We start from the raw sequence: 22,934 nt of genomic DNA, 5'->3' as shown, positions 1-22,934 counted from the left end.
TAGTACCCTTGATCCATGACAGAACGGGCGGCGGCGCACTCCGCAGAGGCATGCCAGAAGGTCGGCAGCGGCATCACGCGCGTCTTCACGCTGCTCGGAAAGCGCTGGACGGGACTGATCGTCGCCGTGCTGATGCAGCGCCCCGCATACTTCGTCGAGCTGCGCCGGGCCATCCCCGGCATCAGCGAGCGCATGCTCTCGGACCGCCTCACGGAGCTGGCCGCGGCCGGGCTGGTCGTCCGCGAGGTGGACGAGGGACCGCCGCTGCGGGTCACGTACAGCCTGACGGAGGCGGGCGCGGCGCTGGAGCCCGCACTGAAGGCGCTGGGCGCCTGGGCGGAGAAGCACCTGCCGGAGGGCGGGCAGTGCCCGGAGGCACTCCGGGGCTGAGGGCGGGCTTCGGCCGCTCCCCGGCCGACCGAGCCGACGGGCAGAGCACCGTTCCGCCGTCAAGGCGCTTTGGCCGACAGGGAGTTATCGACCGGATCCTGCCGGTCCGGCGGCGCGCCGCACTCCTCACTTGTGTGACCATGCGGTGATCGTGGGTAGTCCGGATCCGACCGGGCAGCGGCCCGGCCAGTCGTGCGACGGGACGTCATCGCCGAGGCGAGTCCCGTCCGGCCCTGGGGGGCAATATTGGCTGAGCAGACCCAGCCCGCGCTCCAGCCGTGGGGCTTGCTCGCGCCGCCGCCGCGGCCGAGGACCGCGCCCGCACCGCCTCCGGATGCGGAGTGGGCCCTGCCGGGCGGCAAGGCGTGGGTGTACTACGGAAAGGGCAATCGCCGCCTGACGAGACCGGTCGTTCTCTCGGACGGGTTCGACACCGGGCCGACGCAACTCGACGAGTGCTGGGACCATCTGAACAGGGCCGGATTCGCGTTCGCCACCGAGCTGCGCGATCGCGGCTACGACCTGATCGTGCTCGGCTACGACGAGCGCAGTACCTCGATTCTCGAGAATGCCAAGGCCGCCGAGGAGTGCATCAAGCGGGCGGCCGCTGATCGCAGCGGCGATGCGCCCCTGACGGTGGGCGGCTTCAGCCTGGGCGGTCTGGTCACCCGCTATGCCCTCGCACACATGGAGAGCCGGAAACAGACCCACGAGGCCGGGCTGTATGTCTCGTTCGACAGCCCGCACCGTGGCGCCTGGCTCCCGATTGCGCTCCAGGGACTGGCCCACTTCCTCTGGGCCGCCCCGGCCCTGTCGCGCCAGATCAACAGCCCGGCCGCCCGCCAGCTGCTGTGGCGTCACATCGAGACCGCCGACGGCGAACACCGTGAGGACCCGCTGCGCACCCGGTTCCTCTCCGCCCTGCGGGACGTCGGCTGGTGGCCGAGGGCCCCCCGGCTGATCGGTGTCGCCAACGGCAGCGGAAACGGGGTCGGCAACGGCGCGAAGGCCGGTCTCGACGCGATCAGGGTCAACTCCGGCTGGTTCACCGGAACCACCCTGCGGACGCAGACCCTGGGCTCCCGGCAGGAAGCGGCCCAACTCAAGGGCCTGTTGTCGAAGAAGACAGTGGTCACCGACAACCTGCCCGAACTGGACGGCGCACCCGGCGGCACGCTGGAGACCTTCGGCAGCGCCGGACGCCAGCTGCGGGCCACCGGCGCGGTCGACATCGAGCCCAGCAGCGAGTCGACCTGCTTCGTCCCCGCCGTCAGCGCGGTGGATATCCGCGACCTCGACCGGCAGGAGGACGTCTACGCCGACATCAACGCCCTGAACCCGGAGGAGAGCGGCCTGGACGAGTTCCTGGTCTCGTCCGGCAATGGCCCGCACTCGTACGTGAGCGAAGAGCTCGGCCGCTGGGTCCTGGACCGCCTGCCGCAGTAGTCCTGTGCGCCTGCCGCCCCTACACCACCTCGAAGTTGGCCATCATCGCCATGTCCTCGTGTTCGAGGTTGTGACAGTGCAGCATGTAGCGGCCCTTGTACCCCGCGAACCGCACCAGCACCTCCACCACCTCGTACGGACGGACATCCACCGTGTCCTTCCAACCGCCGTCCCCCGCCGCCGGCGGTCTGTCGCCACGCGCCACGACCTGGAACTGGGCCAGGTGGACGTGCACCGGGTGGTGGAAGTCGCTGCTGAACCGCCAGCGTTCCACGCTGCCCAGGCGTGGGGTGGCCAGGGTCCTCGATGTGCTGAACGGCTTTCCGTTGATGGTCCACATCTGACGGTCGTCACCGTGGTTCGTACGCCGGAAGTCGAACGTACGCACAGGCATCGCCGCGGTCGGGGCGAGCCTCTCGAACGACCTGGACAGGCGGGCCGGGATGTGGCTGTCGTCCTTCTCCGCCCGGACGACGTCGAAACGCATGACGTTGCGCATGCCGCCGTCCGCCGCCTCGTTGCGCAAGGTGATGCGGCTGCCCACCGGGAATTCCGAGAAGTCGACGACCACGTCGAAGCGCTCGCCGGGTGCCATGTCCACCCTGTCGAGCGGGCGCGGTGCGGCCAGCAGGCCTCCGTCGCTGCCGATCTGGAGGAATCGGGCCCGTCTGCCGTCGTCGGCTGCCAGTCGCAGCTCGTAGCGGCGTGCGTTGGACGCGTTGAGGAGGCGGAGGCGGTAGCGGGTGTTGGACACGTCCAGTGCGGGCCAGGGTGCCCCGTTGACCAGTTGGACGTCGCCCAGGACTCCGGCCGGGTAGGCGTCGTGGGCGTGGGCGGGGTAGCGGAAGGAGCCGTCCGCCTCGAAGGAGCGGTCGCACAGCATCAGCGGGACGTCGCGCCCGCCGCCCGGCAGGGGCAGCGCGTCCTCCTCCGCGTCGCTCACGAGGAAGAAGCCGGCCAGACCTCGCCAGACCTGCGGGGCGCTGAAGTCCATGCGGTGGTCGTGGTACCAGAGGGTCGCGGCCTGCTGCGGCAGCGGGTATGCGTAGGTGCGATACCCCTTGGCCGTCCGGCCGTCGTGGGCGGTGTCCATGGCCATACCGTCATCCGCCCGACCCGGTGCGCACCGCGTCGGCAGCAGCAGATCCGTGGGGTAGCCGTCCGACTCCGGCGGGGTGACGCCGCCGTGCAGGTGCGTGACCGTGGGCACGGTGAGGTTGTTGCGGACCTGGACCACGGTCCTGCGCCCGGAGCGGGCGGTGAAAGTCGGGCCGGGGAAGGTGCCGTCGTAACCCCACACTGTCGTCGGGCGGCCGGGCAGGATCTCGACCTTGCCCTCCCGCTGCTCGACCTCGTAGTAGTCGGCGTCCCGCTCCGTCCTGACCGGCCGGGCCGCGCGCGGTACCGGCAGCGGGACGGCGAAGGGCTCGGGCAGCGGCCCCGCGCCGTTCAGGACGCGGCCGGTGGAGGCCCCGGCGACTCTCGACCACCCGGCCGCGCCCAGGGTGACCGCCGCCCCGGCGCCGGCCGTCAGGCCCAGGAATCCGCGTCGGCTCAGCACGGGCATGCGCGGGGGCCTCATGCGGTCGCCCCGGACGGCACCACGGCTGCGGGACGGTGGGCGAACGCCCAGCACACCATGGCCGTGGCGCAGCCGAAGATCGCCATGCCCAGCGGCATGTGACCGGCCAGGATGCGGGCCTCGCCCAGGCCGCGCTGCACACCTACCAGGGCGACGAGCAGGGCGCCCACGGCCGTCGGCCAGGCGGGCCCGCGCTGCAGGCGCCACACCAGCACCGCGGCGGCCGTCTGGACGACGGTCAGCGCGCCCAGCAGCGCGGCATTCGCCGCGTGCCAGGTCAGCAGGTCGAGATCGCCGGTGACGAACAGCCCGGCCAGGGCCGCCTGGACGAGGGTGTCCAGGAGGACCAGCACGGCCGTGGCCCGCAGGAGGCGCATCGGCCAGGCACGATCGTGCTGTCTCATCGGGCCGTGCCCTCCGCCGCCAGCCCCCGCTCGTACGCCTGGAAGCCGTCCTCGACCCCCAGGAAGACGTCGTTGAAGGCCAGATAGCCCTCGCTGATGACCGGCGAATCGCGCAGCGCCTCGACGAGGAAGTAGTACGCACCCAAGTCCTCGGTCTCCAGCACCGCGAAGTCCGAGAAGCGGCCGTTGAACGCCTCGGCGTCGAAGAAGCGCGCCTTGACGCGGTCCGCGTAGGCGGCGAAGACCGGCTCGATGTGCTCGGCGCGCATCGCGTTGCGTTCCTCGCGGGAGAGCGCCAGCCAGCGCGGTGTGACGGTGTACGTCAGGACGATGCCGTACTTCATGAGATGCCCCCGGAGCCAATTGCTAACACCGTTAACTTTCGGCAGAAGCTAAAGTTATAGGTGTTCACTTTGTCAAGCGGGAAGGCCACCGTGACCAGCACTCCAGGAACCCCTGCCCGCGGCCGCCGCCACCGCGTCCGCGAGGAAGCGCTGGCCGAGATCCTCCGCACCGCCCGACGGCTGCTGATCGAGGAGGGGCCCGCCGCCATCACCCTGCGGGCCATCGCGTCCGAGATGGGCATGACGGCGCCCGGGCTCTACCGCTACTACGCCAGCCGCCGCGACCTCATCCAGGCGCTGACCTCGCACCTCTACGAGGAGCTGGCCGCCGCCCTGGCCGCGGCGCGCGACCGGCACCAAGCCGCCGAGACCGGGGAGCAACTTCGATCCGTGTGCGGCGAGTTGCGTCGCTGGGCGCTGGACAACCCCCGGGAGTTCGCGCTGCTGTTCGTCAAGCCGGTGATGGGCGCCGACACCACGCCCGGCACCGCCGCGCACGACTCCAGCTGGCGCTTCGGCAGCGTCGTCCTGGACCTGATGGTGCAGCTGTGGCACCAGGGAGGTGTCCGTCCCCCCGAGGACCTCGATCCGGCCTGGATCGTTCAACTCGAGGAAGTGCGCGAGCACTTGGCGGGCGAGCCCGTGCCGCTCGAAGTCATCTACGTCTTCGTGTCCTGCTGGGCCCGGCTGTACGGGGCGGTCGCCGTCGAGGTGTTCGGTCACCTCGACTTCGCCCTGACCGACGGCGAGCCGCTCTTCGAACGCACCGTCCAGGACGTCCTGGCCGCCCTGGGTCAGCCTGCGGGCTGACCCGCTCCGCCCCGCCGAGGCTCACCGTGCGCGAGTGCCTACGAGGTTGTAATCGAAGTCGACCACGTTCATCGTGAGCGTGTACGACGGCGAACCGCCCGTGCCACCGGTGAACTTCCCGTTCAGCTTGTAGTCCACGGGGATTGTGGCGGGATGGGAGGGGGTGGTGTCGACGAGGGTGGTGTATCCGGACCCTTGGACCGTGCCGTCCTGGGCAAGCGAGGCGTTCATCGGGCCGATCTTCCCGTTCACCTTGCTGGCCACGCCGGTGAACGCCGGCGTCCAGTCCACGGTGGTGAACGTCACGGCGACCTTCCCGGCCTCGTCGGGGCCGGGACCCGACGGGTCGGCCACCTTCGTCACGGTGACGTAGCACTCGGGCTTCGCACACGCTGCTCCGTTCGCGGTCCCGTTGTAGTCCCCGTTGATGTCGAAGGAGGCCGGCGCGGGAGCGGCCGGCTGCTGCGGAGGCTGACCGCCGGGCTGCTGCGGGGCGGTGGGGGCGGAGGGGGGTGACGACGGATGCGAGGTGAAGTGGGTGTAGGCCCAGTAACCGCCTATCGCCAGACCGCCGATGATCACAAGCCCCACGAGCACCCTGCCGAGACGCGAAGCGCCCACGAGTTCGGCCCCGGCGCCCGCGGCCGCGTCACCGCCTGCGATGACTTCTTCGCCCGCGGCGACAGGTGCGACCGGCGGAGGCTCGGGGGGCAGGGCGACTCCGCCGCCCGGGGGGACCTCGGGGGGCACGCCGACGCCGCCAGGAGGGACCTCGGGAGCCGCACCGACGCTCCCGGGCGGCACCTCGGGAGCCACGCCGGCGCCCCCGGGCGGCACCTCCGGGCCCGCACCCACGCCACCGGGCGCCTCGGCGGCCTGTGCGGCAGGGAAGTCGCCCGTAACGGCATCGGCCGCCGCGCGACGGGCGCCGGCCGGCCGTACGACCCCTCGCTTGGGGGGTTGGGGCCGCCCGGCCGTGTACGCGTCGAACTGATTCTGAATCGCTGTGCGCTGAGCCTGCAGCCCACGGCAGGCCTGCGGCCCCTGCGCCAAAGCCTCTTGCGTCTTCTCGATGGTCTGCAGCTCGACCTCCACGCTCTCCTGGAGCATTTGGATCTCGCGTCTTGCATCCGCCGCGGAGGCCAGTCCGTGGGAACCCCATTCGCCTGCCGAGAGTTCCCGTTCTTTGTTCGCCAGGATTCTTTGCAGAAGCTCCAGATAATTCTTACTGCTCTTTATCCGCTCCTGCGCCTTCTCCATCTCCATGAGGTCGTCGAACATCTGCCAGTTGTTCACGGCTGCTCCTCACGCCCCTCATCGCGCTCCTGCCCGGCGTCCGGCAGGCTCTCGGCCGACAGCGGCACGTGGCGAAGGCCGATGCCGTCGTAGCAGTGCCAGCCGCTCGCGAAGTCCCAGATCCACGCTTCTTCGTCGCGCAGGACGAGTCCGGCACGGAACGCCCGGCTGCGGAAGGTCTCGGCGTCGATCCGCCCGTCCTTCAAGTCCCCGAGCAGCTGTGAGCAGGTCGACAGCGCGCCCTGCAGCTGCGACGTCAGCTCCACGGCATCGGCGTCCGCGGACTCCTCGGACGGGATCGCCTCCAGATGGCGCCCGTCGGTCCATCCGGGCGGACCGCCGCGGGCCGTAAGGCGCACCCAGCCGTCGGGCCGCCGCTCGACGACGCACACTTCCGTACCGCCCGGGAGCTGGGCGACGGGCTGTTGTTCCGGATCCGGCAGGCTCCACAGATCCGCGCCCCAGGCGGGGACCGTATGGGTGGCAACGAATTCGCCATTCACGCTGGTCATGGCATGGACCTTCCGACGCGTCCCCTGAATTCAGCCTTGCACTGCGGGCCCAGCGGATCAAGAGAGTACGGACGGGACGAACCCCGGCCTGCGGCGCAGTATGGAATCAGGGAGCACGATCCTTCCGGCACGCGTATTTCCGTATTCCATCGAGTACATCGAATCCGTCGAATCATCGAATTCGTCGAAGGGAAGCATGGTGAGCGGGCAGGGCGGCCTCGGAACCGGTGAGAGCCCCGGGCCGGGCCGCGGAGCGGAAGGGCTGCTGGCCGGCCGGTACCGGCTGGGCGAGGCGCTCGGCAGCGGTGCGACGGGCACGGTCCGGCGGGCCGCGGATGTCGGGCTCGGCCGCGAGGTGGCGGTCAAGGAGGTCGCCTTCAGCGGTCTGCCGCCCGAAGAGCTGACCACGCTGTACTCGCGCATCCTCCAGAAGGCCCGGGCAGCGTCCCGGGTCCGGCACGCCAACGCCGTCACCGTCTTCGACGTGCTGGAACAGGACGGCCGGCCGTGGATCGTGATGGAGCTGGTCGACGGGCGTTCCCTGGCCGACGTTCTCGCCGAGGAGGGGACGCTGCGGCCGCGTGACGCCGCCCGCCTCGCCCAGCCGCTGCTGGGCGCCCTGCAGCAGGCCCATCGGGTCGGCGTGCTCCACGGGGACGTCACACCGGCGAGCGTGCTGCTGGAACGCGGCGGCAGGGTGGTGCTCACCGGCTTCGGCCTCACCGCGTTCGAGGGACCGGCCGACCTGGCCCGCCTCGTCAGCGCCACCGGATCGGCCGCGTATGTGGCGCCCGAGCTGGCCGCGGGCCCGCCCGGCCCCCCGTCGGATCTGTGGTCGCTGGGCGCCACGTTGTACAGCGCCGTGGAGGGCCGGCCCCCGTTCCGGGGCGCCACGGACGCCGAGACCCTGCGGGCGGCGGCCACCGGCCCGCTTCCGCCGCCCCGGCACGCCGGACCGCTGGCCCCGGTGATCGAGGCGTTGCTGCGCAAGGACCCGGAGCAGCGGCCCGACGCCGAGCAGGCCCGGCAGATGCTCGCCGACGTGGTGGCCGGGCCGTCCGGCCTCACGGCGACGCAAACGATCGCTCCGCCCCCGCATCCACCTCCTCCGCCCCCTCCGCCGCCTCCGCCTCCGCCTCCGCAACGCGGGACGCGCGGGCCCCGCCCGCCGCCGACCGTCCGCGTACCACCGGTCCCCGCGGCGGGAGGCACCGGCGCAGGCCCTCAGGCCCCTCGGCCTCCGGGCACACCGGGCGGCGGCCGGCCCAGGCGCAAGGCGCGCATGCGTGCACTGATCACCGCGGCCTCCCTCCTCATGGCACTCATCGGCGGCGGCCTCACGGTGTGGAAACTGACCAGCAGCCCGCACCACGCTCCGCAGTCCGTTCCCGCCACGGCGCCCAGTACCCCGCCCTCCGCGCCACCGGCGCCTCCCCGGCCGGCCCAGCCGCCCGGCAACACGCCCGCCGCCGCTCCCCAGCAGGTGGTGCGGGACTACTACGCGGCCATCACCAGCCGTGACTACGCACGTGCCTGGCAGCTCGGAGGCAAGAACCTCGGAGGTTCCTACGAGACGTTCGTCAAAGGTCTCGCGGCCACCGCCTCGGACTCCGTCACCGTCACTTCCGTGTCCGGCAACACCGTGGGCGTCCAGCTCGACGCGGCACAGACCGACGGATCACACCGGTACTTCTCCGGCACGCTCACGGTGAACAACGGCGAGATCGTCTCGGCCGACATGCAGCGGCGCTGAGTGCGCGGGCGCTCGGCGTGCATCGCCATGTCGTCTTCTCCGCGAAAGCTACCGAGACCCCTTCTCGTCCAGCTGATCCAGCACCAGCGGCCACGCCTCCGCATGCCGCCGGCAGGCTTCCTCCGTCGCGAACCCCACGTGGGTGAGCCGCAGTTGCGTGCCCATCGGCTGTGCGGTCAGCTCCACCGTGACCACCGTTTCCACGCCGTCCGTGCCGCCGGGGCCCGTGACCCAGGTCAGCTCGACCAGGCGGCCCGGGTCCAGGCGCAGGAAGCGGCCGTAGTGGGGGTGCCGGACGGGCTCCTGGCCGCCCTCGGGCACGTGCTCCGTCATGAAGTGGAACGGCTCCCCCTCCTCCGCCCGCATCCGTACGGACCCCGGCACCGCGAACCACTCGTCGATCCGCTCCGTCCACGCGCGGTACAGCGTGCCCGGCGCGGCGCGCATCGTGCGCTCGACGGTCAGCAGGTGGAGCGGAACGGACGACACCGTGTGGCCCTCGGGTCCTCAGGCCGTCGCGGGCGAGCTGGGCTTGATGACGGCGAACGGGGCGCCGAAGGGGTCGGCGAGCCGAGCCATGCGGCCCACATCGGGGACATCCACCGCCGGGATGATCACCGAGCCGCCGCTGCCCTGCGTGTCGGTGACGACCGCGTCGACGTCCTCGACGCCGAAGTACGGGATCCAGCGCGGGGTCTCGCCCTCACTGCGGATAGGGACGACGCCGCCGAAGGCCGCCTCGTGCAGGTCCTCGCCGTCGGCTGTGGAGAGGACGGTGTAGACCATGCCGGGGACCCTCATGTCGTCCGAGCGCCAGCCGAAGATGCCCCGGTAGAAGGCCTTGGCCGACGTGGGGTCGGCGGTGTGCAGCTCGGCCCAGCACAGGGAGCCTGGGTCCATGACCTTCTCCAGGCCCTGGACGGCGGCGGGCTGCCAGACGTTGAACTCCGCGCCGCCCGGGTCCGTGAGGCAGGCCATCCGCCCGGCCTCCATCACGTCGAAGGGCTCCACGCGCACCGTGCCCCCGCCCTGCTCCACGGCCTTGGCCGTGGCGTCGGCGTCGGACGTGCGGAAGTACACCGTCCAGGCGGAACTCGCGCCCTCCTCGTCGAGCGGGCCGAGCGCGCCGACCGTCCTGCCGTCCTTCTTGAAGAATCCATAGCCCCCGGAGTCCGGCCCGGCCGACACCAGCTCCCAGCCGAAGACCGAGCCGTAGAAGGCGGCGGACGCCGCCGCGTCGGGGCTGCCGAGGTCCAGCCAGGTGGGAGAGCCGTTGACGAAGTCAGTGGTGAGCATGGTGGTGTGCTCCTTCGACGGATTCCGCCGGGTGGCCCCGGTCGGATTCAGTCTGGCACCGCCCACTGACAATCGCCCGGCACGGATGTTCGTACGCCCCGGGCGCGCGGGGGCACGGGAGCCGGGACCTGCGAGACCGGGGCTCACCCGATTGGAGCAGCCCTCCGATCGCCGGAGTCCGCCGGGAGGGAGAGGATGGGAGTGCTGTCAGGAGAGGCCACCTACGTACCCAGGAGGCAGATCATGACCGTGGCCAGGGACATCATGCACCCGGGCGCCCATTGGATCACCCGCGAGGAGAAGCTGGACCGCGTGGCCCAGCTGATGCGGGACCACAACGTGGGGGCGCTGCCCGTCGCCGACGCCAACGAGCGGCTGTGCGGGATCATCACGGACCGCGACATCGTCGTGAAGTGCGTGGCCGCAGGGCTCAACCCGGCGAACTGCACCGCGGCAGACCTCTGCGAGGGCACGCCGCGCTGGATCGACGCCAACGCCGACGTCGAGGCGGTGCTGAACGAGATGGAGAGCCACCGCATCAAGCGGCTCCCGGTGATCGAGAACAAGCGGCTCGTCGGCATGATCAGCGAAGCGGATCTGGCCCGGCACCTCTCCGACGACCAGATAGCCGAGTTCGCGGGCATGGTCTACGCCCGCGCATGAGCCCAGCACGACCCCGCACGACCGAGCGGGGTCGGCAGGGGCAGAGGTCGGGAGGCACCTCATGACCAAGGCCAAGGACATCATGCATCCGGGCGCCCAGTGGATCACCCGCGACGAGACCCTGTCCCGCGCGGCCCAGGTGATGCAGATGCTCAACGTGGGCGCCCTGCCGGTCAGCGACGAGAACAGCAGGCTCTGCGGGATCATCACGGACCGGGACATCGTCGTGAAGTGCCTCGCCCAGGGGCGCGATCCCGCCAAGACCACGGCGGGCGAGCTGTGCGAGGGCACGCCGCGCTGGATCGATGCCAACGCCGACGTCGACGACGTCCTGCACGAGATGGAGAGCCACCGCATCCGGCGGCTGCCGGTGATCGAGAACAAACGCCTCGTCGGCATGATCAGTGAGGCGGACGTGGTCCGGCACCTGCCGGACAACCTGGTGGCGAACTTCGCGGGCGCGATCTACTCGCCGGCCCAGTGAGGACGGGCCGAGGGCGGACCGAGGACGGGCCGAGGGCGGGCGCGCCCGTGTCCGTCCCGCGCCGCACCCCACCCTGCCCCGCCCCCGGGTGACCGCACGGCCCGCGGCCTGTCGGCCCGCCCCCCGTGCGCGCTAACCTCCCTGTTGGCCGTGCCGGCCGTCCGCGCACCGCCGCGCAGGGAGGTGCCATGCGCCCGCTCCTCGCCCGCCGCACCCGTCACCGGCTGGCCGCCGACGCCGCCCTGCTCGCGCTGGGGCTGGCCTTCGCCGTGCCGCTGGTGTGGCTGCTGCTGGCCTCCGTCGACTCCGAGGCCGGGCTGAGCGTCCGCACGCCCTCCGGGCCCACCCTGGAGAACTTCTCCGCGGTGCTGACCGACGAGATCACCTTCACCCCCATGCTCAACAGCCTCCTGCTGTGCGGCGGGGCCACCCTCCTGACCATCGCCTGCGCCGCCCTGGCCGCGTATCCGCTGTCGCGCTACCGGTCGCGCTTCGCCCGGCCGTATCTGCTGGGGGTGCTGTTCACGACGTGCCTGCCGATCACGGCGGTGATGGTCCCGGTGTATGGGCTCTTCGTGCGGATCAACCTCATCGACACCGTCTACGGCACCGCGCTCTTCCTCGCCACGGCCCAGCTGCCGTTCGCCATCTGGCTGATGAAGAACTTCATGGACGGCGTGCCGGTCGTCCTGGAGGAGGCCGCCTGGACGGACGGCGCGAGCAGGACGCAGACCCTGGTGCGGGTCATCCTGCCGCTGATGGGGCCGGGCCTGGCGGTCGTGACGACCTACAGCTTCATCATGATGTGGGGCAACTTCTTCGTCCCGTTCATGCTGCTGCTCTCCCCGGACCAACTGCCTGCGTCCGTCAGCATCTTCACGTTCTTCGGCAACTACGGTCAGGTCGCCTACGGGCAGCTGGCGGCCTTCTCGATCCTCTATTCCACCCCGGTCGTGCTCCTCTACGCCCTCATCGCACGCCGCCTGGGCGGCGGGTTCGCGCTGGGCGGGGCGGTGAAGGGATGACGGGCCGGGCGTGTGGCCCCTGAGGACGACGCCGTCCGTCTGAAGTACTACGCCGGACCGGCACCACAGCCCCAGAGTCCGACGCCGTATTCCGGCCTGACGGCTGACGTCCGGCCGCATCGCCGCACCAAGAATTGGAACCGCTGATTCCAACAGCTCCAAGCCCCCCCGCCCTCCAGAGGAGACCCCGTGCCGTACACGGCTGCCCACTCGGCTCCCCCCGCGCCCGCCCGCTCCGTCGCCGCTCGTGCCACCGGGCTCAGCAAGGTCTACGGGCACGGCGAGACCCGTGTGGCGGCCCTGGACTCGGTCTCCGTGGAGTTCCGCCGCGCCGAGTTCACCGCGATCATGGGCCCCTCGGGCTCGGGCAAGTCCACGCTGATGCACTGCATGGCGGGCCTCGACACGGTCTCCTCCGGCTCCGCCCGGATCGGCGAGGTCGAGCTGAGTTCGCTCGACGACCGCCGGCTGACGAGGCTGCGCCGGGACAAGGTCGGCTTCGTCTTCCAGGCGTTCAACCTGCTGCCCACCCTCACGGCGCTGGAGAACATCACGCTGCCGATGGACATCGCGGGCCGCAAGCCGGACCCCGAGTGGCTGCAGCAGGTCGTGGCGACGCTCGGCCTGTCCGGCCGGCTCGCGCACCGGCCCGGTCAGCTGTCCGGCGGCCAGCAGCAGCGCGTGGCCGTGGCCCGGGCGCTCACCGCCCAGCCGGAGATCATCTTCGCGGACGAACCGACCGGCAACCTCGACTCCCGCTCCGGCGCCGAACTGCTCGGCTTCCTGCGCGAGTCCGTCCAGGCGCTGCAGCAGACGATCGTCATGGTGACGCACGACCCCGTCGCCGCCTCCTACGCGGACCGCGTGATCTTCCTCGCCGACGGCCGCATCGTCGACAAGATGCGTGAGCCGACCGCGGAGGCCGTCTTCGATCGCATGAAGGCGTTCGACGCCAAGGGCCGTACGAACTGATCCCCGCCGGATTCGATCTTCAGGACTAGACACCGTGTTCCGTACCGCCCTGCGCAACCTCCTTGCGCACAAGACCCGGCTGATGATGACCGCCCTCGCGGTCCTCCTCGGCACCGCCTTCGTCTCCGGCACCCTGATCTTCAGCGACTCCGTCGGCAGCGCCTACCGCAACCGGATGGCCAAGAGCCTCGACGACGTCGCCGTCTCCGTGACCGCGGGCGGCCCCAGCACCGACGCCAAGGACCAGGCCGCCCTCGACTCCCGCCTCGTGCAGCGGATCGGCGCCCTGCCGGGCGTCGCCTCCGTGCGGCCCTCCGTCACCGGCCTCCCGATGATCGCGGACCGGCACGGCGACCCCGTCGGCGGCGAGTGGGGCAGCGACGGCGTCAACTACGTTCCCGGCAAGGACGGCAAGGACCGCCGCTACCCGCTCGTCAAGGGCCGCGGCCCGGCCGGCGAGGACGAGATCGCCCTGGACGTGAAGACCGCCGGGAAGCTCGGCGCCACCCTCGGCGGCACCGTACGGATGGCCGTCGACGGGCCGGTCATGACCAAGAAGCTCGTCGGTGTCGTGAAGACCGACAACCCCCGGGTCAGCGCGGGTGCCGGGCTGGCGCTCTTCGACACCGCTACCGCGCAGAAACTCTTCGGCAAGCCCGGGGAGTTCAGCGAACTCGTCGTCACCGCCGCCCCCGCCACCGACCAGGCGGCGCTGACCGCCAAGGTCCGCGAGATGCTGCCGAAGTCCTTCGAGGTGCAGAGCGGCAAGCAGCTCGCGGCCACCCAGTCGAAGATGATCGACGAGCAGACCGGCTCGATCCGCAAGACCCTGCTCGTCTTCGCGGGCATCGCCCTCTTCGTCGGCGTCTTCATCATCGCCAACACCTTCACCATGCTGATCGCCCAGCGCAGCCGGGAGATCGCGCTGCTGCGCGCCGTGGGCGCCTCCCGCCGCCAGGTCGTGCGCTCGGTGCTGATCGAGGCGGGTCTGCTGGGCCTGGTCGCCTCCGCCCTGGGCCTCGTCCTCGGCATCGGCATCGCCACCGGGCTGCACCCGGTGCTCAACGCGACCGGCGCGAGCCTGCCGGACGGCCCGCTGGTCGTCGCGCCCCCGGCCGTCCTGTCCGCCCTCGGCGTCGGCGTCGTGGTGACCGTGCTCGCCGCATGGCTGCCCTCCCGGAAGGCCGCAAAGATCGCCCCTGTCGAGGCGCTGGCCTCCGCCGACCAGCCGCCGGCCCCCCGCGGCCTGCTCCTGCGCAACTCCCTCGGCGCGGCGCTCACCGGCCTGGGCGTGGCGGTCATGCTGTACGTCACGACGTTCAAGGACAGCAGCGGCCTGCAGTACGCGATGGCGGGCTCGGCGCTCACCCTCGCGGGCGTGATCGTCCTGGCCCCGCTGCTCTCCCGCCCGTTCGTGCGCCTCTTCGGCCGCCTCGCGGTCCGGCTCTCCGGCGTCAGCGGCAAGCTGGCCCAGGAGAACGCGCTGCGCAACCCGCGCCGCACCGCCGCCACCGCCTCCGCGCTGATGATCGGCCTCACGCTGATCACCGGGCTGACCGTGGCCGCCGTGTCGGCGGACCGGGGCATGGCCAAGCTGGGCAAGCAGGACCTGACGGCCGACTACAAGGTCAGCTCCACGAGCTACCTCGGCCTCTCCCCCGAGATCGCGAAGACCCTCGCCGGGCAGCCCGGCGTCGAGGAGGCCGTGGCGCTGCGCACCGCCGGCTTCCAGTCGGACGAGCGCCCGGCGCTGGCCACGGCGGCCGACCCGGCGGCCCTCGGCAAGGTGGTCGACGTGCGCACGGTCGGCGGCTCGCTCGCCGACGTGCGCGGCACGTCCGCCGTCGCCGTGTCCGACAAGTTCGCGGCGGAGCACCGGCTGAAGGTCGGCTCCACGGTGCCGATGTCGTTCTACGACGGCAAGAAGGCCGCACCGCGCGTCGTCGCCGTCTACAAGGACAACGACGTCCTGTCCTCCGTCCTCACCGCCCCCGCCCTCGTCGACCCGCACCTGGACAAGGTGCGCGACGAGCAGGTGCTGCTGAAGGCCGGCCCGGGCCGGGCGAAGGACCTCCCCGCCAAGATCAAGGAGACCCTCGGCGGCAACCCGCTCATCAAGGTCCAGAGCCAGGACGACCTGCGCCGCGCCGAGGCCGGCAACATCGACGACGTCCTCTACCTGATGTACGGGCTGCTGGGCATGGCCGTCGTCATCGCGGTCGTCGGCGTCGTCAACACCCTTGCCATGTCCGTCTTCGAGCGGACCCGCGAGATCGGGATGCTGCGCGCGATCGGCCTGGCCCGGACCGGGGTCAAGCAGATGGTGCGGCTGGAGTCGGTGATGATCGCGATGTTCGGCGCGGCGCTGGGCATCGGCGTCGGTATCTTCCTCGCCTGGTCGGGCGGCCATCTGCTGCGGTCCTCGTTCCCGCAGTACGAGATGGTCGTGCCGTGGGGCCGGATCGCGGTCTTCCTGCTGATCGCCCTCGCCGTGGGCGTCCTGGCGGCGGTCTGGCCGGCCCGCCGGGCGGCGAAGCTGAACGTGCTGGAGTCGATCGGGGCGCAGTAGCCCTGTGGTGCCCCAGGCACTTGGGGTACCCCAGGGCACTCACCTCCGGGTAAGCACCCACTTATTTGTGCGTACTTGGCGTGGCGCGCCCCATCGGAAACCCTGATGGAGGCGCGCCACAGCCGAGTTCACCCGCACCTCTGGAGTCCGTACACCATGAACAGCCCCGCCTCCTCCCCCGTCACCGTCCTCGGCCTGGGCGCGATGGGAAAGGCCCTGGCCACCGCATTTCTGACGGGTGGCCACCCCACGACCGTGTGGAACCGCACCCCTGAGAAGGCCGAGCCCCTCGTCGCCCTGGGCGCCGGCCGTGCGGCCGGTGTCGCCGAGGCGGTCGCGGCGAGCGAGCTGGTGGTGGTGTGCCTGCTGGACGACGCAACGGTCCACGCCGTCCTGGACCCGGTCGCCGAGGAGCTGCGCGGCCGCACCCTGGTGAACCTCACCAACGGCACCCCCGCGCAGGCCCGGGAGACGGCCGCCTGGGCCGCCGGTCATGGCATCGCCTACGTCGACGGCGGCATCATGGCCGTCCCGCCGGGCATCGGCACGGACCAGGCGTTCGTCCTCTACAGCGGCGACGAGAACGCCTTCGGGGCGCACCGCCCCGCGCTCGAGCGGCTGGGCGCGGCGCGCTTCGTCGGCACCGACCCGGGGCTGGCCGCGCTGTACGACATCGCGCTGCTCAGCGGGATGTACGGGCTGTTCTCGGGCGTCTTCCACGCCCTGGCCCTGGTGGGCACGGAGCAGGTGCCGGCGGCCGAGTTCGCGCCGCTGCTGAGCACGTGGATCGGCGCGATGGCGGGCAACATCCCGCACTACGCCCACCAGATCGGGACGGGCGACTACGCGCAGGGCGTCGTCTCCAGCCTCGCCATGCAGGCCGCGGCCTTCGGCAACCTGATCACGACCGCCGAGGACCAGGGCATCCGGCCCGACTTGTTCCGGGCTCTCCAGTCGCTCATGGAGCAGCGGGTGGCCGACGGGCACGGCGCGGAGGACGTCTCGGGCATCGTGGAGCTGCTCAAGAAGTGAGCCGGAAGTGAGCCGAAGCAGTGAACGGCACAGAAAGGCGGCGGGCCACCCTCGGGGGGGTGGCCCGCCGCCTTTCTGCGTCCGGGTGCGCCGACGGCGCTACGCCTGCACGCTTCAGAAGACCGACTCGGCCTCGTCCATGCGGTTCTCCGGCACGCGCTTCAGCTCGGTGACGGCCTGGGCGAGCGGCACCATGTGGATGTCCGTGCCCTTGAGCGCGGTCATCTTGCCGAAGTCGCCGCGGTGGGCGGCCTCGACGGCGTGCCAGCCGAAGCGGGTGGCCAGGACGCGGTCGTACGCGGTGGGCGTGCCGCCGCGCTGGACGTGGCCGAGAATGATCGAGCGGGCCTCCTTGCCGAGGCGCTTCTCCAGCTCGTGGGCGAGGGCGGTGCCGATGCCCTGGAAGCGCTCGTGACCGAACTGGTCTATGGCGCCCTTCTGGTAGTCCATCGACCCCTCGGCGGGGTGCGCGCCCTCGGCGACGCAGATGACGGCGAACTTCTTGCCCCGGGCGAAGCGTTCCTCGACCATCTTCACCAGGTCTGCGGGGTCGAAGGGGCGCTCGGGCAGGCAGATGCCGTGGGCACCGCCGGCCATGCCGGACTCCAGGGCGATCCAGCCGGCGTGGCGGCCCATGACCTCGACGACCATGACGCGCTGGTGCGACTCGGCGGTGGTCTTCAGCCGGTCGATGGCCTCGGTGGCGACGCCGACGGCCGTGTCGAAGCCGAAGGTCCGGTCGGTGGAGGAGATGTCGTTGTCGATCGTCTTGGGTACGCCGACGACGGGCATGCCCGCGTCCGACAGCATGCGGGCGGCGGTCAGCGTGCCCTCGCCGCCGATGGGGATGAGGACGTCGATGCCGTACTCGCGGGAGAAGTCCTTGGCGCTCTCGCAGGCCTCGCGCAGCCGGGCGCGCTCGAGGCGGGCGGAGCCGAGGATGGTGCCGCCGCGCGCCAGGATGCCGCTGACCGCGTCGAGGTCGAGCTTGCGGAAGCGGCCGTCGAGCAGGCCCTTGAAGCCGTCCTCGAAGCCGATGACCTCGTCGCCGTGGCCGACGAGCGCCCGGTGCACCACCGAGCGGATGACAGCGTTCAGGCCAGGGCAGTCGCCGCCCGCGGTGAGGACTCCGATGCGCATCGTGCTGTGTCTCCTGCTCGCTACTGGTACTTGTGAGCCAGGCCGATTGTTTCACGGGCCGGCGGGTAGTGCCGCATTCCCTTGCCACCCTCCTGACGCGCGCCTTATCCACGGGCGCAGGTATTGTCAAGAGGTCAGACCCACCCTATCGGGTCTATTTTCATCGGGAGAACTGCGGCGGAGCCACTGCCGGGGCACTTCCGGCAGCACGGCGAAGGATCAAGGAGAGCACGCGTGACGCGCAGCGTGTACGTGACCGGGACCGACCGGGGCGACGGGCGCCAGGTCATCGAGCTGGGAGTCATGGAGCTCCTCACCCGTCATGTGGAGAAGGTGGGCGTCTTCCGTCCCCTCTTCCACGGCGACGGCCCCGACCGGCTGGTCGACCTGCTGCGTTCCCGCTACCGGCTGACGCAGCCCGCCGAGAGCGTCGTCGGCATGACCTACGGCGAGGCGGCCGCCCTCCAGGCCGAGCGCGGCACGGACGAGCTGGTCTCCCAGCTCGTCGAGCGCTTCCACGCGGTCGCCCGGGACTACGAGTACGTGATCGTCCTCGGCACCGACTTCGCCGGCTCCACGCTCCCCGACGAGCTGGCCCTGAACGCGCGGCTGGCGAACGAGTTCGCCGCCTCCGTGATCACCGTGGTCGGCGGCCAGGAGCAGTCGGCCGAGTCCGTGCGCGCCGAGGCCCGCAACGCCTACCGCGCCTACCAGTCGCTGGGCTGCGACGTCGTCGCCCTCGTCGTCAACCGCGTGGCCGCGGCCGACCGCGAGGCCGTCGCCGAGCGGCTCTCGGCGGGCCTGCCGGTGCCCTGCTACGCGCTGCCCGAGGACCCCTCGCTGTCGGCGCCGACCGTGCGCCAGATCGTGCAGAAGCTGAACGCCGAGGTGCTGCTGGGCGACGACTCCGGGCTCTCGCGCGACGCGAAGGACTTCGTCTTCGGCGGCGCCATGCTGCCCGCCTTCCTGCCCGCCCTGACCGAGGGCTGCCTGGTGGTCACCCCGGGCGACCGGGTGGACCTGATCGTCGGCGCGCTGGCCGCGCACAGCGCGGGCGCCCCGCCGATAGCCGGTGTGCTGCTGACCCTGGACGAGCGCCCGGGCCCGGACATCCTGGCCCTCGCGGGCCGGCTGGCCCCGGGCACGCCGGTCGTCTCGGTGCCGGGCGGCTCCTTCCCGACCGCGGCCGAGCTGTTCGCGGTCGAGGGCAAGCTGGAGGCGTCCTCGCCGCGCAAGGCGGAGACCGCGCTGGGCCTCTTCGAGCGCCACGTGGACACCGCCGAGCTGACGGACCGCATCTCGGTGGCCCGCTCCGAGCGCGTCACGCCGATGATGTTCGAGCACGAGCTGATCGAGCGCTCCCGCTCCGCCCGCCGCCGGGTGGTGCTGCCCGAGGGCACCGAGGAGCGCGTGCTGCGCGCGGCCGACGTGCTGCTGCGCCGCGACGTCTGCGACCTCATCCTGCTGGGCGAGGAGGAGGCCATCCGCAAGCGCGCCGCCGAGCTGGGCATCGACCTGGCCGACGCGCAGCTCATCGACCCGCAGACCTCCGCGCTGCGGGACCGCTTCGCGGAGATCTACGCCAAGGCCCGCGCGCACAAGGGCATGACCGTGGAGCTGGCCCACGACGTGGTCGCCGACGTCTCCTACTTCGGCACCCTGATGGTCCAGGAGGGCCTGGCCGACGGCATGGTCTCCGGCGCGGTGCACTCCACCGCCGCCACCATCCGCCCCGCCTTCGAGATCATCAAGACCGCGCCGGGCGCGCAGATCGTCTCCTCGGTCTTCTTCATGTGCCTGGCCGACCGGGTCCTGGTCTACGGCGACTGCGCGGTCAACCCCGACCCCAACGCCGAGCAGCTCGCGGACATCGCCATCCAGTCCGCCGCGACGGCCACCCAGTTCGGCGTGGAGCCGCGGATCGCGATGCTGTCGTACTCCACCGGCACCTCCGGCTCCGGCGCGGACGTCGACAAGGTCCGCCGGGCCACCGAGCTCGTCCGCGAGCGCCGTCCCGACCTGCTGGTCGAGGGCCCGATCCAGTACGACGCCGCCGTCGACGCGGCCGTGGCGAAGACCAAGCTCCCCGGCTCCGAGGTCGCGGGCAAGGCCACGGTGCTGGTCTTCCCCGACCTGAACACCGGCAACAACACCTACAAGGCCGTGCAGCGCTCGGCCGGTGCGGTCGCGGTCGGCCCGGTCCTGCAGGGTCTGCGCAAGCCCGTCAACGACCTGTCGCGCGGTGCGCTGGTCCAGGACATCGTCAACACCGTGGCGATCACCGCCATCCAGGCCCAGGGCGAGCAGCGCGGCGAGCGCACCGAACCCTGATCCGGCTCCGGGGCCGGGGCGCGTGCCCCGGCCCCGTACTCGTAAGCCCCCGGCCCCGAATCCGCACCCCCCGAAATTCCCGAAGACGCCCCCCACACGGAAAGCCCAGATGACTTCCAACGCCGCCACCCGAGTCCTCGTCCTCAACTCCGGCTCCTCCTCGGTCAAGTACCAGCTGCTCGACATGGCCGACGGCGCCCGGCTGGCCGCGGGCCTGGTCGAGCGCATCGGCGAGGAGACCTCGCGGCTGGCGCACACCCCGCTGGCGACGGGCGGCGAGAAGCGCGAGCGCGTGGCGCCGATCGCCGACCACGCGGCCGCCCTGAACGCCGTCGCCGAGGAGCTGACCGCCGACGGGCTGGGCCTGGACTCGCCGGAGCTGGCCGCGATCGGGCACCGCGTGGTGCACGGCGGCAGCGAGTTCACCGAGCCGACCCTGATCACGGACGAGGTCGTCGCCCACATCGAGCGGCTGATCCCGGTCGCCCCGCTGCACAACCCGGCCAACATCACCGGCATCCGCACCGCGCAGGCGCTCCGCCCCGACCTGCCGCAGGTCGCGGTCTTCGACACCGCCTTCCACACGACGATGCCGGAGTCCGCCGCGCGCTACGCCATCGACACCGCGACGGCCGACGAGCACATGATCCGCCGCTACGGCTTCCACGGCACCTCGCACGCCTACGTCTCCCGCGAGACCGCGAAGCTGCTGGGCAAGGACCCCGCCGAGGTCAACGTGATCGTGCTGCACCTGGGCAACGGCGCCTCGGCCTCCGCGGTGCGGGGCGGCCGCTGCGTGGACACCTCCATGGGCCTGACCCCGCTGGAGGGCCTGGTCATGGGCACCCGCTCGGGTGACCTCGACCCGGCGGTGATCTTCCACCTGGCCCGCAACGGCGGGATGTCCGTCGACGAGATCGACTCGCTCCTGAACAAGAAGAGCGGTCTGATCGGACTGTGCGGCGACAACGACATGCGCGAGATCCGCCGGCGCATCGACGAGGGCGACGAGCGGGCGGCCCTGGCCTTCGACGTCTACGTGCACCGGCTGAAGAAGTACATCGGCGCCTACTACGCGGTCCTGGGCAAGGTCGACGCGATCGCCTTCACCGCGGGCGTGGGCGAGAACGCGGCCCCGGTGCGGGAGGCCGCCGTCGCCGGCCTGGAGGAGCTGGGCCTGGCCGTGGACGCCGGCCTGAACGAGATCCGTTCGGGCGAGCCGCGGCTGATCTCCCCCGAGTACGCGCGGGTCGCGGTGGCAGTGGTCCCGACCGACGAGGAACTGGAGATCGCCACCCAGACGTACGCGCTGGTCGGCCGGTGATGGCCCCATGATCACCGACTGTTACTTGGTTGTTCCCACAGCTCGAATATTCCGCTCCGAAACAAACCGATAGGATCTGCCCCATGCGCCGTTCCAAAATCGTCTGCACCCTGGGCCCCGCCGTCGACTCCTACGACCAGCTGAAGACGCTGATCGAGGCCGGTATGAACGTGGCCCGCTTCAACATGAGCCACGGGTCCCACGCGGAGCACGAGGAGCGGTACGTCCGCCTCCGCAAGGCCTCGGAGGAGACCGGCCGCGCCGTCGGCGTCCTGGCCGACCTCCAGGGCCCGAAGATCCGCCTGGAGACCTTCGCGGACGGCCCCGTCGAGCTGGTGCGCGGCGACGAGTTCACCATCACCGCCGAGGACGTCCCCGGCGACAAGACCATCTGCGGCACGACCTACAAGGGCCTGCCCGGCGACGTCGTCAAGGGCGACCAGGTCCTGATCAACGACGGCAACGTCGAGCTGCGCGTGACCGAGGTCGACGGCCCCCGGGTCAAGACCATCGTCATCGAGGGCGGTGTCATCTCCGATCACAAGGGCATCAACCTGCCCGGCGCGGCGGTGAACGTCCCGGCCCTGTCCGAGAAGGACATCGAGGACCTGAAGTTCGCGCTCGCCATGGGCTGCGACATGGTCGCCCTGTCCTTCGTCCGCGACGCCAAGGACGTCCAGGACGTCCACCGCGTCATGGACGAGGTCGGCCGCCGCGTGCCGGTCCTCGCCAAGGTCGAGAAGCCGCAGGCCGTCGAGAACATGCATGAGGTCGTCATGGCCTTCGACGGCGTGATGGTGGCCCGCGGCGACCTGGCGGTGGAGTACCCGCTGGAGCGCGTGCCGATGGTGCAGAAGCGCCTCATCGAGATGTGCCGCCGCAACGCCAAGCCGGTCATCGTCGCCACCCAGATGATGGAGTCGATGATCACCAACTCCCGTCCCACGCGTGCGGAGGCGTCCGACGTCGCCAACGCCATCCTGGACGGCGCGGACGCGGTCATGCTCTCCGCGGAGTCGTCGGTCGGCGCCTACCCGATCGAGACCGTCAAGACGATGTCCCGCATCGTCGAGGCGGCCGAGCAGGAGCTGCTCTCGAAGGGCCTCCAGCCCCTCGTCCCCGGCAAGAAGCCGCGCACCCAGGGCGGCTCGGTCGCCCGCGCGGCCTGCGAGATCGCGGACTTCCTGGGCGGCAAGGCCCTGGTCGCCTTCACCAAGTCCGGCGACACGGCCCGCCGCCTGTCCCGCTACCGCACGGAGCAGCCGATCCTGGCCTTCACGACGGACGCCTCGACCCGCAACCAGCTCACGCTGAGCTGGGGCGTCGAGACCTTCGTCGTGCCGCACGTGGACAACACCGACGCGATGGTCGACCTGGTGGACGCGGAGCTGCTGAAGCTCAAGCGCTACACCGCGGGCGACACCATGATCATCACCGCGGGCTCCCCGCCCGGCGTCCCGGGCACCACCAACATGGTGCGGGTGCACCACCTGGGCGAGAACAACCGCTAGGTTCCGCGCAGCGCACAGGCGCAGGCATACGTACGGCCGTGGCCGCCGCT

21 protein-coding genes are annotated in these 22,934 nt (G+C 71.3%); 13 read left to right on the top strand and 8 right to left on the bottom strand.

What is annotated here, in order from left to right:
- The first annotated feature begins 15 nt into the window (after positions 1-15).
- Both AC1Z4A_RS22845 and AC1Z4A_RS22840 read left to right on the top strand, forming a co-directional pair.
- Positions 16-390: a winged helix-turn-helix transcriptional regulator gene (locus AC1Z4A_RS22845; RefSeq protein ID WP_483681636.1), complete on the top strand. Its 375-nt coding sequence runs from the start codon at positions 16-18 to the stop codon at positions 388-390.
- Between the two features lie 246 nt (positions 391-636).
- Positions 637-1,836, top strand: coding sequence for an esterase/lipase family protein (locus tag AC1Z4A_RS22840; protein WP_483681634.1), 1,200 nt, complete (start codon positions 637-639; stop codon positions 1,834-1,836).
- 19 nt (positions 1,837-1,855) lie between these two features.
- Here AC1Z4A_RS22840 and AC1Z4A_RS22835 read toward each other — a convergent pair whose 3' ends face one another.
- From AC1Z4A_RS22835 to AC1Z4A_RS22825, 3 genes are read right to left on the bottom strand one after another with little or no spacing between them, the layout of a single operon-like run.
- Positions 1,856-3,403 carry a multicopper oxidase family protein gene (locus AC1Z4A_RS22835; protein WP_483681632.1) on the bottom strand — a complete coding sequence of 516 codons (1,548 nt, stop codon included), beginning with the start codon at positions 3,401-3,403 and terminating at the stop codon, positions 1,856-1,858.
- An 11-nt stretch (positions 3,404-3,414) separates the two neighbouring features.
- Positions 3,415-3,822, bottom strand: coding sequence for a hypothetical protein (locus tag AC1Z4A_RS22830; protein WP_483681630.1), 408 nt, complete (start codon positions 3,820-3,822; stop codon positions 3,415-3,417).
- Positions 3,819-4,166 carry a darcynin family protein gene (locus AC1Z4A_RS22825; protein WP_483681629.1) on the bottom strand — a complete coding sequence of 116 codons (348 nt, stop codon included), beginning with the start codon at positions 4,164-4,166 and terminating at the stop codon, positions 3,819-3,821. The genes AC1Z4A_RS22830 and AC1Z4A_RS22825 overlap by 4 nt, the downstream gene beginning before the upstream one ends.
- 90 nt (positions 4,167-4,256) lie before the next feature.
- On the opposite strand from AC1Z4A_RS22825, the gene AC1Z4A_RS22820 reads away from it, so the two are divergent.
- A complete protein-coding gene (locus tag AC1Z4A_RS22820; RefSeq protein WP_483681628.1) occupies positions 4,257-4,976 on the top strand; it encodes a TetR/AcrR family transcriptional regulator in 720 nt (239 codons plus the stop codon).
- A 21-nt stretch (positions 4,977-4,997) separates the two neighbouring features.
- Here AC1Z4A_RS22820 and AC1Z4A_RS22815 read toward each other — a convergent pair whose 3' ends face one another.
- Positions 4,998-6,272, bottom strand: a complete 1,275-nt coding sequence (locus AC1Z4A_RS22815) for a coiled-coil domain-containing protein (protein WP_483681626.1) — start codon at positions 6,270-6,272, stop codon at positions 4,998-5,000.
- Positions 6,269-6,784, bottom strand: coding sequence for an SH3 domain-containing protein (locus AC1Z4A_RS22810; RefSeq protein ID WP_483681624.1), 516 nt, complete (start codon positions 6,782-6,784; stop codon positions 6,269-6,271). Before AC1Z4A_RS22810 ends, AC1Z4A_RS22815 begins: the two co-directional genes overlap by 4 nt.
- Before the next feature lie 196 nt (positions 6,785-6,980).
- On the opposite strand from AC1Z4A_RS22810, the gene AC1Z4A_RS22805 reads away from it, so the two are divergent.
- Entirely contained in the window at positions 6,981-8,537 is a 1,557-nt protein-coding gene (locus AC1Z4A_RS22805) for a serine/threonine-protein kinase (protein WP_483681622.1), read from the top strand.
- 48 nt (positions 8,538-8,585) lie between these two features.
- Here the strand turns inward: AC1Z4A_RS22805 and AC1Z4A_RS22800 are convergent, their stop codons facing one another.
- Both AC1Z4A_RS22800 and AC1Z4A_RS22795 read right to left on the bottom strand, forming a co-directional pair.
- A complete protein-coding gene (locus AC1Z4A_RS22800) occupies positions 8,586-9,026 on the bottom strand; it encodes an SRPBCC family protein (RefSeq protein ID WP_483681620.1) in 441 nt (146 codons plus the stop codon).
- A gap of 18 nt (positions 9,027-9,044) precedes the next feature.
- Entirely contained in the window at positions 9,045-9,833 is a 789-nt protein-coding gene (locus AC1Z4A_RS22795) for a VOC family protein (RefSeq protein WP_483681618.1), read from the bottom strand.
- 243 nt (positions 9,834-10,076) lie between these two features.
- Between AC1Z4A_RS22795 and AC1Z4A_RS22790 the strand changes: the two genes are divergently transcribed.
- The 6 genes from AC1Z4A_RS22790 (at position 10,077) to AC1Z4A_RS22765 (ending at position 16,578) form a co-directional block, all read left to right on the top strand.
- Positions 10,077-10,496, top strand: coding sequence for a CBS domain-containing protein (locus tag AC1Z4A_RS22790; RefSeq protein WP_483681616.1), 420 nt, complete (start codon positions 10,077-10,079; stop codon positions 10,494-10,496).
- 61 nt (positions 10,497-10,557) lie between these two features.
- Complete coding sequence (locus tag AC1Z4A_RS22785) at positions 10,558-10,980, top strand: CBS domain-containing protein (RefSeq protein WP_483681614.1); 423 nt, start codon at positions 10,558-10,560, stop codon at positions 10,978-10,980.
- A gap of 188 nt (positions 10,981-11,168) precedes the next feature.
- Positions 11,169-12,005, top strand: a complete 837-nt coding sequence (locus AC1Z4A_RS22780) for a carbohydrate ABC transporter permease (RefSeq protein ID WP_483681612.1) — start codon at positions 11,169-11,171, stop codon at positions 12,003-12,005.
- 189 nt (positions 12,006-12,194) lie between these two features.
- Complete coding sequence (locus tag AC1Z4A_RS22775) at positions 12,195-12,977, top strand: ABC transporter ATP-binding protein (protein WP_483681610.1); 783 nt, start codon at positions 12,195-12,197, stop codon at positions 12,975-12,977.
- 34 nt (positions 12,978-13,011) lie between these two features.
- On the top strand, positions 13,012-15,546 hold the full coding sequence (locus AC1Z4A_RS22770; protein WP_483681608.1) for an ABC transporter permease: 2,535 nt from the start codon (positions 13,012-13,014) through the stop codon (positions 15,544-15,546).
- A 156-nt stretch (positions 15,547-15,702) separates the two neighbouring features.
- Positions 15,703-16,578 (top strand): NAD(P)-dependent oxidoreductase, encoded by an 876-nt coding sequence (locus AC1Z4A_RS22765; RefSeq protein WP_483681606.1) that lies wholly within the window; start codon positions 15,703-15,705, stop codon positions 16,576-16,578.
- A 114-nt stretch (positions 16,579-16,692) separates the two neighbouring features.
- On the opposite strand, the gene AC1Z4A_RS22760 is transcribed toward AC1Z4A_RS22765, so the two are convergent.
- Positions 16,693-17,718 carry an ATP-dependent 6-phosphofructokinase gene (locus tag AC1Z4A_RS22760; protein ID WP_483681604.1) on the bottom strand — a complete coding sequence of 342 codons (1,026 nt, stop codon included), beginning with the start codon at positions 17,716-17,718 and terminating at the stop codon, positions 16,693-16,695.
- Between the two features lie 234 nt (positions 17,719-17,952).
- Here AC1Z4A_RS22760 and pta point away from each other — a divergent pair, with 234 nt between their 5' ends.
- The 3 genes from pta (at position 17,953) to pyk (ending at position 22,884) form a co-directional block, all read left to right on the top strand.
- Complete coding sequence (pta, locus tag AC1Z4A_RS22755; RefSeq protein ID WP_483681602.1) at positions 17,953-20,049, top strand: phosphate acetyltransferase; 2,097 nt, start codon at positions 17,953-17,955, stop codon at positions 20,047-20,049.
- 109 nt (positions 20,050-20,158) lie between these two features.
- Positions 20,159-21,373 carry an acetate kinase gene (locus tag AC1Z4A_RS22750; RefSeq protein WP_483681600.1) on the top strand — a complete coding sequence of 405 codons (1,215 nt, stop codon included), beginning with the start codon at positions 20,159-20,161 and terminating at the stop codon, positions 21,371-21,373.
- A gap of 83 nt (positions 21,374-21,456) precedes the next feature.
- Positions 21,457-22,884 (top strand): pyruvate kinase, encoded by a 1,428-nt coding sequence (gene pyk, locus AC1Z4A_RS22745; protein WP_483681598.1) that lies wholly within the window; start codon positions 21,457-21,459, stop codon positions 22,882-22,884.
- Positions 22,885-22,934: the final 50 nt, after the last annotated feature.

The organism is Streptomyces sp. 17_S59 (genome assembly GCF_056930295.1).
Note: the sequence above shows the minus strand (reverse complement) of the source record. Positions and strands in the feature narration are given on the sequence as shown.

Coding starts and splice junctions, on each gene's coding strand:
- AC1Z4A_RS22760 (WP_483681604.1), bottom strand. CDS start 17,718: ATGCGCATCGGAGTCCTCACCGCGGGCGGCGACTGCCCTGGCCTGAAC.
- AC1Z4A_RS22795 (WP_483681618.1), bottom strand. CDS start 9,833: ATGCTCACCACTGACTTCGTCAACGGCTCTCCCACCTGGCTGGACCTC.
- AC1Z4A_RS22805 (WP_483681622.1), top strand. CDS start 6,981: ATGGTGAGCGGGCAGGGCGGCCTCGGAACCGGTGAGAGCCCCGGGCCG.
- AC1Z4A_RS22785 (WP_483681614.1), top strand. CDS start 10,558: ATGACCAAGGCCAAGGACATCATGCATCCGGGCGCCCAGTGGATCACC.
- AC1Z4A_RS22750 (WP_483681600.1), top strand. CDS start 20,159: ATGACTTCCAACGCCGCCACCCGAGTCCTCGTCCTCAACTCCGGCTCC.
- AC1Z4A_RS22835 (WP_483681632.1), bottom strand. CDS start 3,403: ATGCCCGTGCTGAGCCGACGCGGATTCCTGGGCCTGACGGCCGGCGCC.
- AC1Z4A_RS22765 (WP_483681606.1), top strand. CDS start 15,703: ATGAACAGCCCCGCCTCCTCCCCCGTCACCGTCCTCGGCCTGGGCGCG.
- AC1Z4A_RS22790 (WP_483681616.1), top strand. CDS start 10,077: ATGACCGTGGCCAGGGACATCATGCACCCGGGCGCCCATTGGATCACC.
- AC1Z4A_RS22845 (WP_483681636.1), top strand. CDS start 16: ATGACAGAACGGGCGGCGGCGCACTCCGCAGAGGCATGCCAGAAGGTC.
- AC1Z4A_RS22780 (WP_483681612.1), top strand. CDS start 11,169: ATGCGCCCGCTCCTCGCCCGCCGCACCCGTCACCGGCTGGCCGCCGAC.
- AC1Z4A_RS22830 (WP_483681630.1), bottom strand. CDS start 3,822: ATGAGACAGCACGATCGTGCCTGGCCGATGCGCCTCCTGCGGGCCACG.
- AC1Z4A_RS22810 (WP_483681624.1), bottom strand. CDS start 6,784: ATGACCAGCGTGAATGGCGAATTCGTTGCCACCCATACGGTCCCCGCC.
- pyk (WP_483681598.1), top strand. CDS start 21,457: ATGCGCCGTTCCAAAATCGTCTGCACCCTGGGCCCCGCCGTCGACTCC.
- AC1Z4A_RS22825 (WP_483681629.1), bottom strand. CDS start 4,166: ATGAAGTACGGCATCGTCCTGACGTACACCGTCACACCGCGCTGGCTG.